Origin of the sequence: Pseudomonas sp. RW407 (assembly GCF_003176655.1) — a bacterium.
Lineage (GTDB): Bacteria > Pseudomonadota > Gammaproteobacteria > Pseudomonadales > Pseudomonadaceae > Pseudomonas > Pseudomonas delhiensis.
Window position 1 is genome coordinate 256,241 of the sequence record NZ_QGSL01000107.1, and the last position, 9,546, is coordinate 265,786.

At 69.8% G+C, this 9,546-nt stretch carries 11 protein-coding genes; 3 read left to right on the forward strand and 8 right to left on the reverse strand.

What is annotated here, in order from left to right:
• From DK254_RS25140 to DK254_RS25175, 8 genes are all read right to left on the reverse strand, one after another.
• On the reverse strand, positions 1-298 hold a 298-nt coding region (locus DK254_RS25140; RefSeq protein WP_146219679.1), incomplete at its 3' end, for a transposase.
• Positions 299-1,035: 737 nt separating this feature from the next.
• Positions 1,036-1,896, reverse strand: a complete 861-nt coding sequence (locus DK254_RS25145; protein WP_109936002.1) for a DMT family transporter — start codon at positions 1,894-1,896, stop codon at positions 1,036-1,038.
• Between the two features lie 9 nt (positions 1,897-1,905).
• Positions 1,906-2,571, reverse strand: coding sequence for a response regulator AgmR (gene agmR, locus DK254_RS25150; RefSeq protein ID WP_058070436.1), 666 nt, complete (start codon positions 2,569-2,571; stop codon positions 1,906-1,908).
• A gap of 52 nt (positions 2,572-2,623) precedes the next feature.
• A complete protein-coding gene (locus tag DK254_RS25155) occupies positions 2,624-3,160 on the reverse strand; it encodes a PQQ-dependent catabolism-associated CXXCW motif protein (protein ID WP_089392278.1) in 537 nt (178 codons plus the stop codon).
• Between the two features lie 104 nt (positions 3,161-3,264).
• A complete protein-coding gene (locus tag DK254_RS25160; protein ID WP_109936003.1) occupies positions 3,265-4,083 on the reverse strand; it encodes an ABC transporter permease in 819 nt (272 codons plus the stop codon).
• Positions 4,080-4,811, reverse strand: a complete 732-nt coding sequence (locus DK254_RS25165; RefSeq protein ID WP_109936004.1) for an ABC transporter ATP-binding protein — start codon at positions 4,809-4,811, stop codon at positions 4,080-4,082. The genes DK254_RS25160 and DK254_RS25165 overlap by 4 nt, the downstream gene beginning before the upstream one ends.
• On the reverse strand, positions 4,808-5,779 hold the full coding sequence (locus DK254_RS25170; protein WP_109937295.1) for a YVTN family beta-propeller repeat protein: 972 nt from the start codon (positions 5,777-5,779) through the stop codon (positions 4,808-4,810). The genes DK254_RS25165 and DK254_RS25170 overlap by 4 nt, the downstream gene beginning before the upstream one ends.
• Positions 5,780-5,822: 43 nt before the next feature.
• Positions 5,823-7,025, reverse strand: a complete 1,203-nt coding sequence (locus DK254_RS25175) for an ABC transporter substrate-binding protein (RefSeq protein ID WP_109936005.1) — start codon at positions 7,023-7,025, stop codon at positions 5,823-5,825.
• Between the two features lie 158 nt (positions 7,026-7,183).
• Between DK254_RS25175 and DK254_RS34425 the strand changes: the two genes are divergently transcribed.
• From DK254_RS34425 to DK254_RS25185, 3 genes are read left to right on the forward strand one after another with little or no spacing between them, the layout of a single operon-like run.
• Positions 7,184-7,324 carry a hypothetical protein gene (locus DK254_RS34425; protein WP_177412112.1) on the forward strand — a complete coding sequence of 47 codons (141 nt, stop codon included), beginning with the start codon at positions 7,184-7,186 and terminating at the stop codon, positions 7,322-7,324.
• Between the two features lie 9 nt (positions 7,325-7,333).
• Positions 7,334-8,584 (forward strand): sensor histidine kinase, encoded by a 1,251-nt coding sequence (locus DK254_RS25180; protein ID WP_109936006.1) that lies wholly within the window; start codon positions 7,334-7,336, stop codon positions 8,582-8,584.
• A gap of 13 nt (positions 8,585-8,597) precedes the next feature.
• A complete protein-coding gene (locus DK254_RS25185) occupies positions 8,598-9,254 on the forward strand; it encodes a response regulator transcription factor (protein WP_089392283.1) in 657 nt (218 codons plus the stop codon).
• The last annotated feature ends 292 nt before the right edge of the window (positions 9,255-9,546 follow it).

The following is a 9,546-nucleotide window of genomic DNA, read 5'->3' on the forward strand; positions in this document are numbered from 1 at the left end:
GAATGGCATGGGCATCATTGCGATCATTCTTTGCCCCGCTACGGTGCTCGGCCACACGCTGGGCCGGCAGGATACGCACCGGGTTGCCCTGCATCTGCAGCAACCGGGCCCAGGCTTGCGCGCCCGGACCGGTTTCCATCAGCACCGTCACGCCCTTCGGCAGCTTCTGCAGGAACACCTGAAACGCTTCACGCGACTTGATCCGCTGCTCGTACACCAACTGGCCCTGGGCATCTTCCCCGGCCACCTGGAATACCTTCTTCGCCAAATCCACGGCGACTGTCGTGCAAGTCGACACATCGACTGCAGACATGGGCTTCTTCGTCGTCGTATGCTTTTTCATGGCCTCACCCTCACTGTCGGTGGCTTCTTAGAATGCCACCGTGGCGCCTCGACGCCTCGGTGAGGGTGAGTCCATCCAATTACATGGGAATGGTGGGTGGGGCGGGTAGGGCGGATAACCGTTCGCGGTTATCCGCCGTTGGTTGGGCCGTGGTGGCGAAGGTTCGGCTTCGGTGCCGGGTTTGGGTCCGCAACCCTCTCCCCAGCCCTCTCCCTGAAGGGAGAGGGGGCTATCCGTGCCGCCGGTGGTTTTCGTGCCACCCGGCAACACCGGCGTGGCCGGCGAGCGCCGAAATCACACTTCACGCCGAACGGTCCCCTCTCCCTTCAGGGAGAGGGTTAGGGAGAGGGAGCGAGGGTGGGTTTGGCAGTGGAGTAGCAGGTTGTGGTGGTCGCGTAATAACGGATCAGGTTCGACTTTGGCGCAGGGGTTGGGTCCGCGACCCTCTCCCCAGCCCTCGGCTGCGCGCCCCGCCCTGAAGGGAGAGGGGGCTATCCGTGCCGCCGATGGTTTTCGTGCCACCCGGCAACACCGACGTGGCCGGCGAGCGCCGAAATCACACTTCACTCCGAACGGTCCCCTCTCCCTTCAGGGAGAGGGTTAGGGAGAGGGAACGGAGGTTGGTTCAGCAGCGGAGTCACCGGGAAGCCGGTTCGCGAGCAAGCTCGCTCCTACGAAAAGCCAACCAGTGTTCAGGCCCGCTGCACAGCCGGCGCGCGAACCTTGGCGCGCAGGATCAGCGCAATCCCGCCCAGCACCGCACAAGACACCAGCAACAACCGCACCCCGATATGCTCCCCCAGCACCAGCGCCCCGGACAACGCCGCCAGCACCGGCACGCTCAACTGCACCGAAGCCGCCTGGATCGCCGACAACCCCGGCAGCGCCGCATACCAGATGGCATAGCCAATCCCCGAAGCCAGCGCCCCGGACAGCACCGCGTAGACGACCCCAGGCACATCCGCGCGCAACTGGCCATGGAACACCAGGGCCAGCACGGCCGCGAAGGCTATTGCGCGGACGAAGTTGCCAGTAGTCACCGCCAGCGGATCGCCCGCGTTGCGCCCCAGCAGCGAGTACAGGCCCCAGGCCACGCCCGACAACAGCATCAGCAGGGCGCCGGCCAGCGGCGGCGCGCCGGCGCCGGGCAGCAGTTGCACCAGCAGGCCGCCCAGGGCCAGGCCGAAGCCCAGCAGGGCCTGGCCGGCCAGGCGTTCGCCGCGCAGCAGGCCGACCACCAGCATGGTCACCTGCACCGCGCCGAACAGCAGCAGCGCGCCGGTGCCGGCGTCCAGTTGCACGTAGGCGTAGGAGAAGGCCGCGGCGTAGGTGAACAGCGCCGCCGCCGCCCGCCAGTTGCCGCGGGCCTGGCCGGCCCGGCCGCGCAGGCGCAGCAGCAGGCCTAGCATCAGCGCGCCGGAGAGGATGCGCACGCCGGTGAAGCTCACCGCGTCGAGCTGGGTGGCCTTGAGCGCCAGGCGGCAGAGCAGGGAGTTGCCGGCGAACGCCAGCATGGCCAGGGCGGTCAGCAACAGGGTGCGCGAAGCGGGCATGGGCGCTCCCTAGCGGCGCAGGTAGGCGGCGAAGTCGATGTCGCCGGCGCTGAGGATGGCCTGCACCCGGTTGTGCACCTTGAGCTTGCGCAGGATGGCCGAGACGTGGGCCTTCACCGTGGTCTCGGCGATCTCCAGGTTGTAGGCGATCTGCTTGTTCGACTCGCCCTTGGTCATGCGCTCCAGCACCAGCAGCTGCTTGCGCGTCAGCGCCTGCAGCAGCTCCGGCGGAATGCCGTGTTCCTCGTGGCCGCTGCGCCGCGGCGAGGCCTTCTGGGTGCGGATGATGTCCGAGGGCAGGTAGACGTTGCCGTTGAGGATCTGCTCGATGGCCTCGGTCATCTGCGCCCGCGGCGAGGATTTGGTGATGAAGCCCACCGCGCCGTAGGTGATGGCCTGCAGCACCACCTGCTTGTCCTGCTCGGCGGAGACGATCACCACCGGGATGGTCGGCGCCTCGTTGCGCAGGTTCATCAGGCCGCTCAGGCCGTGCATGCCGGGCATGTTCAGGTCGAGCAGGATCAGGTCCAGGTCGTCGTGTTCCTGGGTCAGGCCCAGGGCGCTGTCCAGGTCGGCGGTCTCCATCACTTCGCTGCCGGGGAAGCCGTCGGCGATGACGTTGTGGATGGCCTCGCGGAACAGCGGGTGATCGTCGGCGATCAGGATCTTGTACATGGCCTACACCTCGTTGTTGTCGTTATGGCGGCGGCTAGCCGTTGGGTTGCGCTCAGGGGAAGGGCCGTGGCTGGGCGTCCTGCAGGGGCAGGCCGGCCTGTTCCCAGGCGTCCACCCCGTCACGGTACCAGTAGAGGTTGGAATAGCCCAGCGCGTGGGCGCGCCTGACCGCGTTCCAGCTCGCCCAGCAGTCCGAGCGGCAGTAGAACACCAGCGGGCGCGTCGGGTCGCCCTCGCTGAGTTGCCGCAGGTTCTCGCGGAAGTAGGCCAGCCAGGGCGCGCTCAGCACGCCGTCGCCGGTGTTGGCCAGCCACAGGCTGCCGGGCAGGTTGCGGTGCGCTTCGTTGGCCACGAACTGGCCGTTGAGCCAGGTGCGGCGGTACACGTCCACCAGGCGCGTGCGCGGCTCGCGCGCCAGCAGCGCGCGCAGGGCGGCGGTGTCCAGGGTGGTGGCGTGGTCGGCGCTGGCCGGGGTCGGGCTGCGGTACTGGCTGGTGCGGTAGCCGTCGCTGGAGAACAGCGCTTCGTCCGCATGGGCCAGCGGCAGGCCCAGCAGTGCGCAGAGCAGGGCAGGGGCTAGGCGAGGCATGGTGGCATCTCGATATTTATTCTTCTGCCCGCCATTACATGCCAGGGGCGCTGCTTTGGAAATTCGACGTCCGGAGGGTTGATCCAGTACCAAAGTAGGAGATTTCACCCCTTGCGCAGCGCCGCGTGCTGCGGGTTGAAGGTCAGCACCGCCAGGCCCGCGAACAGCAGCGTCAGCCCCAGGCACACCGCCAGCGCCAGCGGGTTCAGCCGCTGGTACAGGGCGAAGCGCACCAGCTCCACCGCATGGCTGAAGGGGTTGAGCGCACACAGCCAGTACAGGCCCACGCTGGCCTCGCGCATCTTCCACAGCGGGTAGAGCGCCGAGGACAGGAAGAACAGCGGGAAGATCACGAAGTTCATCACCCCGGCGAAGTTCTCCAGTTGGCGGATGGCGTTGGACAGCAGCAGGCCCAGGGCGCTCAGCAGCAGGGCCGCCAGCAGCAGCGCCGGCAGCGCCGCCAGCAGGCCCCAGGCCGGCGGCTGCACGCCGTAGAGCCAGGCGATGGCGAGGAAGGCGTACACCTGCAGCAGCGACACCAGCGCCGTGGCCAGCAGCTTGCCGGCCAGCAGGAAGGCGCGCGGCAGCGGGCTGGTGAGCAGCACGCGCATGCTGCCCATCTCGCGGTCGTAGACCATCGACAGCGAGCCCTGCATGCCGTTGAACAGCAGGATCATGCAGCACAGCCCGGGGACTATGTACGTCTCGTAGGTGACGTAGGTGTCGTAGGGCTCGATGATCGAGATGCCCAGCGCGGCGCGAAAGCCCGCGGCGAACACCAGCAGCCACAGCAGCGGGCGCACCAGGGCGCTGAGGAAGCGCGAGCGCTGCAGCACGAAGCGCAGCCACTCGCGCACCACGATGCCGCGCAGGCACTGCCAGTAGGCGGCGGGGCCGAAACCGAGGGTGTCGTAGGTGCTCATGCGCAGGCCTCCAGGCGGGTGAGGCGGGCGAAGGCGCGGGGCAGGTCGCCACCGTCGGCGGCGCTGACCTGGGCCGCCTCGCCCTGGGCCACCAGGCGGCCGCGGTCGAGCACCAGCAACTGGTCATCGCCGCGCACCTCGTCCAGTAGATGGGTGGTCCACAGCACCGCCAGGCCCTCGTCGCGGCACAGCTGGCGCACGTGTTCGTTCAGCCCCTGGCGCGCCGCCGGGTCCAGCCCCACGCTGGCCTCGTCGAGCAGCAGCAGGCGCGGGCGGTGCAGCAGCGCGCGGGCGATCTCCACGCGGCGGCGGTGGCCGCCGTTCAAGGTGCGCACCTTGTCGCGGCGGCGTTCCTGCAACTGCTGGCGGGCCAGTTCCTGCTCGATGCGGTCGGCCGCCAGGGCGCGCGGCAGGCCGTGCAGGGCGGCGTGGTAGCGCAGGTTCTGCTCCACGCTCAGGTCCAGGTCCAGGGTGCTCTGCTGGAACACCACGCCCAGCTGGCGCAGGGCCAGGCGCGGCTGGCGGGCCAGGCTGCAGCCGCATACCTCGATCTCGCCCTGCTGCAGTTCGTACAGGCGCGTGAGCAGGGCGACCAGCGTCGACTTGCCGGCGCCGTTGGGCCCCAGTAGGGCGGTGAAGCGCCCGGCCGGCAGGGCGAAGTCGATGCCCTCCAGCGCCCGGCGCGCGCCATAGGCGAAGCCCACGCCGGCCACCCGCAGGGCGTTCATGGCGTCACCACCACGCCCCAGGGGTAGCGCCCGACCTTGATCGAGCGGGTCACCTTGAGGTCCTTCACGTCGATCACCGAGACGTCGCCGCTGACGCCGTTGGTGGCCAGCAGCAGGCTCTCGTCCGGGTTGAACGCCAGGTGCCACACGCGGCGGCCCACCAGCAGGTAGTCGAGCACCTCGAAGGTCTTCGCATCCACCACCGCCACGTGGTTGGCCGGGCCCAGGGCGACGAAGGCGTACCTGCCGTCGCTGGTCAGCTTCACGCCCACCGGCTGGATCTTGTCCGGGTGCACGCCCTTGATGGCGAAACGCAGGCTCTTGAGGATCTTGCGGCTGGCCACGTCCACCACGCTGACGCTGCCGCCGATCTCCGCCGACACCCAGACCTGGCTGCCGTCCTTGTTGAACTCCGCGTGGCGCGGGCGCTGGTCCACCAGGGTGCTGTCCACCAGCTTCTGCGTGGCGGTGTCGATCCAGTGCAGCATGTTGGTGGTCTCGCTGGTGTTCACCGCCCACTTGCCGTCGGGGCTCACCGCCATGCCCTCGGGCTCCACGCCCACGTCGATCTGGCCGAGCACTTGGGCGGTCTGGGTGTCCACCACGGTCACCAGCGCGTCGTCCTCGTTGGAGACGTACAGCCAGCGGTCGTTGGGGTGCAGGGCGAACTGCTCGGGGTCGGCGCCGGAGGGCAGCTGCTTGACGATCTTGCCGCTGGCCAGGTCCATCACCTGCACGGTGTCGGAGTCGCTCGCGCAGATGTACAGCAGCTTGTTGTCGTGGGACAGCGCCAGGCCGCGCGGGCGCTTGCCGGTGTCCAGGGTGCCGGTCACGGTCATGCTGTCCAGGTCGATGACGCTGATGTTGTTGTCCTTCTCGTTGGACACGTAGGCCTTGGCGGCGAAGGCCGGCGGCGCCAGGCACAGGGCGATGGCCAGCAGGGAAGGGGCCAGGGCGGCTGGGAACATGGCAGGTCGGAAAATGGCGGCTCGGAACATGGGGTATCTCCAGTCAGGGCTTGGCGTCGGCGAGGTGGCAGCGGCTTTCCGGGGCATCCAGGCCGAGGCTGTCGAGTTCGCTTTCGGGGTGCAGGAAGCCTTCCTGCGGCGAGGTGCTGACCAGCGCGCGCGGCTGCACCAGGGGGATGGGCTGGCGCAGCTGGCCGTCCCAGGGGCGGTAGCTGAGCCGGTAGCCCTTGAAGCCGTCCAGCGGCAGGTCCGGCGACAGCGCCAGGGCGCGGATGGCCATGGGCTCGGCGCTGCGCAGGCGCGTCACGGCGCTGGCCACGCTGCGCACGGCGACCCAGGCGGCGAAATCGCGGTCGTTCATCCAGCGCCTGGCGTGCTCCTCGAAGCGCTTCTGCAGCTGCGCCGCGCCGAAGGTCTCCACCGTCTTGTGCCAGCCCGTGGCCACCAGGCCCTGGGTGCCGGCCACCGGGCGCGGCAGCCAGGTGTTGTAGGGCACGTACTCGCCGAAGTCGCCGTGCTCGTCGGCCACCAGCACCGCGTCGTAGTCGTCGGCCTGGGTGAACAGCGGCATGTCGGCCTGGGCGCTGCGGCGCTGGTCGTTGGCGAAGGTGAAGGCCTTCTCCTCGACGATCTTCGCCCCGAAGCGCCTGGCCGAGCGGCGCAGGGCGGCGGCGTAGGCCTGGTCCTCGGGGCGCTGGCCGACCACCAGCAGCCAGCGCGTCCACTTGCGCAACACCAGGAACTGGGTGAGGGCGTCGGTCAGCATCAGCCGGCTGGGCAGGGTGTGCAGCACGTTGGCCGGGCACTGGTCGGCGCGCAGGTCGTCGTCGGCGGCGCCGGCGTTGAACAGCAGGCTGTCCGGCAGCGCGGCGGCCAGCTGGCGCAGGCTGTCGGCCGGGGCGTTGACCACGAACAGGCGCAGGCCGTCGTCGTGCAGCTTGCGCGCCTCGGCCAGCAGTTGCTGCGCATCGGCGCTGGTGGCCGTGACCAGGCTGTAGCGCTGCCTGAGGAAGCGCCCGGTGGTGTTGCTGTCGCCGATGGCCAGCTCCGCGCCGCGCAGGCCGGCGTCGGTGGGCTCGGGGATGACGTTCGACAGCAGCGGGCCGGGGTCGGGCGTGTAGCCGAGGTAGGCGATGCGCACCTGCAGCTCGGCCGGGGCCTCCTCGGCACGCACGTCCAGGCAGAGCAGGGCGGCGCAGGCGACCGCCAGCAGGTAGGCCACGCCGTGCAGGGCGAACTGGCGCATGGGCGACTCCATTGTTGTTGTGTCGCCAGCATAGGAACGCGCCAGGGGCCGGGAAATATGCAGAAAGTACCGCCGGGGCAGTACCAAGGTAGTAGATCGCCGCCCGCGGCCGCGTCCTAGCATGGCCCTACAACAACAAAGACAACGGGAGCCGAGCCATGCGTATCGCCGTCACCCTGGTACTGCCCATCCTGCTGATCCTCAGCCTGCTGGGCTTCGATTTCATGTACAGCCTGCACACCCGCCCCAGCGTGCCCACCGTCTGCATCGCCGGCCAGCCTTGCCGCGTGGGGCCGTAAGGTTCGTCCATGTCGGCGCTGTGGCGGATCAACCTGCTGGTCGGGCTGTTCTTCGCCCTGGTGGCCGCGCTGTGCGTGGCCGTGCTGCTGCACCAGGGCGACGAGGACGTGCGCCGCGAGCTGGACGCTGCCCGCGCGGTGGTGGAATACCTGCGCGAGGCGGCCCTGCGTGATCCGGCCAGCCTCGACCAGAGCCTCACCGGCGGCCTGCGCCACGTGCGCGTGCACTGGCTAGACCAGCCGCCGCCGGCGCCCCGCGGCTGGCTGGACGAATGGCTGGCGGCGCGCCTGTACCCTGACGTGTACCGTGCCGAGCCACTGCAACTGGCCGACGGCCGCCGCGTGCAGCTGAGCGTGGACCCGCGCGACGAGATCGACGAGGTCCGCGACTCCCTGGTGCAGTTGCTGGCGCTGTTCGGCGTGGCCCTGGCGGTCAGCCTGCTGGCCATCCGCTGGGCGGTGCATGGCGGGCTGCGGGTGGTGGAGCAGCTGCAGGCCGCGTTCGGCGAGATCGCCCAGGGCCGCCTGCAGGTGCGCCTGCCCGGCCATTCGCTGCCGGAGGCGCAGCGCCTGGCCGGGCGCTTCAACGGCATGGCCGAGGCCCTGGAGCGCGCCTGCCAGGAAAACGCCGAGCTGACCCGCTCGCTGCTGGCCGTGCAGGAGCGCGAGCGCCAGGAACTGGCCCAGGCCCTGCACGACGACATCGGCCAGTACCTGGCCGGCATCCGCGCGCAACTCTTCCTGCTGCACAGCCTCCACGACCAACCCGCCGCGCAACCCACCCTGGAACGCATGGACCAGCACTGCCGCGGCCTCAACGACAGCTTCCGGGCGCTGATCCGCGACCTCTACCCGGTGGTGCTGGAACACCTGGCCCTGGACGAAGCGGTGCGCGCCTACGTCGAGGACTGGCAGGCCAGCCAGGGCATCGCCTGCACCCTGTACCTGGCCGAGCGTCTGCCGGTCCTGAACGACGCCGCCAAAGCGCACCTGTACCGCCTGCTGCAGGAAGCCCTGACCAACGTCGCCCGCCACGCCGGCGCCAGCCGCGTGTGGGTACGCCTGCAAGCGCGCGGCGGCTACCTGTACCTGGGCGTGCGCGACGACGGCCGCGGCAGCGACGGCCCGCCACGCGCCGGCATCGGCCTGCGCTCCATGCGCGAGCGCGCCCGCTGCCTGGGCGGCGAGCTGCAACTGCGCAGCCAGCCCGGCCTGGGCCTGGCGCTGCGCCTGCGGGTGCCGCTGCCGGCAGCGGCATGAGAGGAGAAAAGCGATGAAGATCCTGCTGGTGGACGACCATTTCGTGGTGCGCGAAGGCATAGCCGCCCTGCTGCGCGGCCTGCTGCCGGAAGCGGAAGTGCTGGAAGCGGCCGACGGCGAGGAAGCGCTGCAGGCGGTGCAGCGGGAAATCCCCGCGCTGGTCATCCTCGACATCGGCCTGCCGGGCATCAGCGGCCTGGAAGTCACCCGCCGCCTGCGCCAGCGCCTGCCGCAACTGCGCGTGCTGTTCTTCAGCATGCACGACGAACTGCCCCTGGTCCGCCAGGCCCTGGATGCCGGCGCCGCCGGCTACGTGACCAAGGGCGCGGCCCCGGCGGTGCTGCTGGAAGCGGTGCGCCGGGTGCTGGCCGGCCAGCTCTACATCGAGCAACCCCTGGCCACCCGCCTGGCCTGCCAGCCCCGCGGCCTGGAGCAGGGCGACCCGCGCCTGCACGGCCTGACCCGCCGCGAATTCGAAATTTTCGTCATGCTCGCCCGCGGCCTGCCGGTACGCCAGGTGGCCGAACACCTGTGCGTGAGCGCCAAGACCGTGTCCAACCATGTGACGCTGCTGAAGCAGAAGCTGCAGGTCAGTTCCCACGCGGAGCTGGTGCACCTGGCGATCGACAGCGGGGTATTGCGCGTGAGCGGCGAGGCGCTGGCCGGGTAGGGCGGCCCGCCTGCCTGCGATTCGCGGGCAGGGGGACGGAGGGCGAATAACCGTTCGCGGTTGTCCGCCGCCGGCCGCGCCACCGGGGCGTCCGGCATGGCCGGTGAATCCGATCGCGGACGGAGTCCGCTTGTACGCCGACACCGCTGTCCCACCTGTAGGAGCGCGCCCTGCGCGCGATTCGCGGGCAGGGCCCGCTTGTGTCTGCGACTTTCGATAGGATCGAAGGTGAGAGCGACGGGAGGCAAGCTGCAGGTCCGCGGTGTTCGCAGCACGAGTAGGAGCCCAAGCT

What these genes read in the sequence shown, in the direction of transcription:
- DK254_RS25155 (WP_089392278.1), bottom strand. Translation starts at nt 3,160, where the DNA reads ATGCCTCGCCTAGCCCCTGCCCTGCTCTGCGCACTGCTGGGCCTGCCG.
- DK254_RS25165 (WP_109936004.1), bottom strand. Translation starts at nt 4,811, where the DNA reads ATGAACGCCCTGCGGGTGGCCGGCGTGGGCTTCGCCTATGGCGCGCGC.
- DK254_RS34425 (WP_177412112.1), top strand. Translation starts at nt 7,184, where the DNA reads ATGCGTATCGCCGTCACCCTGGTACTGCCCATCCTGCTGATCCTCAGC.
- DK254_RS25145 (WP_109936002.1), bottom strand. Translation starts at nt 1,896, where the DNA reads ATGCCCGCTTCGCGCACCCTGTTGCTGACCGCCCTGGCCATGCTGGCG.
- DK254_RS25180 (WP_109936006.1), top strand. Translation starts at nt 7,334, where the DNA reads ATGTCGGCGCTGTGGCGGATCAACCTGCTGGTCGGGCTGTTCTTCGCC.
- DK254_RS25185 (WP_089392283.1), top strand. Translation starts at nt 8,598, where the DNA reads ATGAAGATCCTGCTGGTGGACGACCATTTCGTGGTGCGCGAAGGCATA.
- agmR (WP_058070436.1), bottom strand. Translation starts at nt 2,571, where the DNA reads ATGTACAAGATCCTGATCGCCGACGATCACCCGCTGTTCCGCGAGGCC.
- DK254_RS25170 (WP_109937295.1), bottom strand. Translation starts at nt 5,779, where the DNA reads ATGTTCCCAGCCGCCCTGGCCCCTTCCCTGCTGGCCATCGCCCTGTGC.
- DK254_RS25175 (WP_109936005.1), bottom strand. Translation starts at nt 7,025, where the DNA reads ATGCGCCAGTTCGCCCTGCACGGCGTGGCCTACCTGCTGGCGGTCGCC.
- DK254_RS25160 (WP_109936003.1), bottom strand. Translation starts at nt 4,083, where the DNA reads ATGAGCACCTACGACACCCTCGGTTTCGGCCCCGCCGCCTACTGGCAG.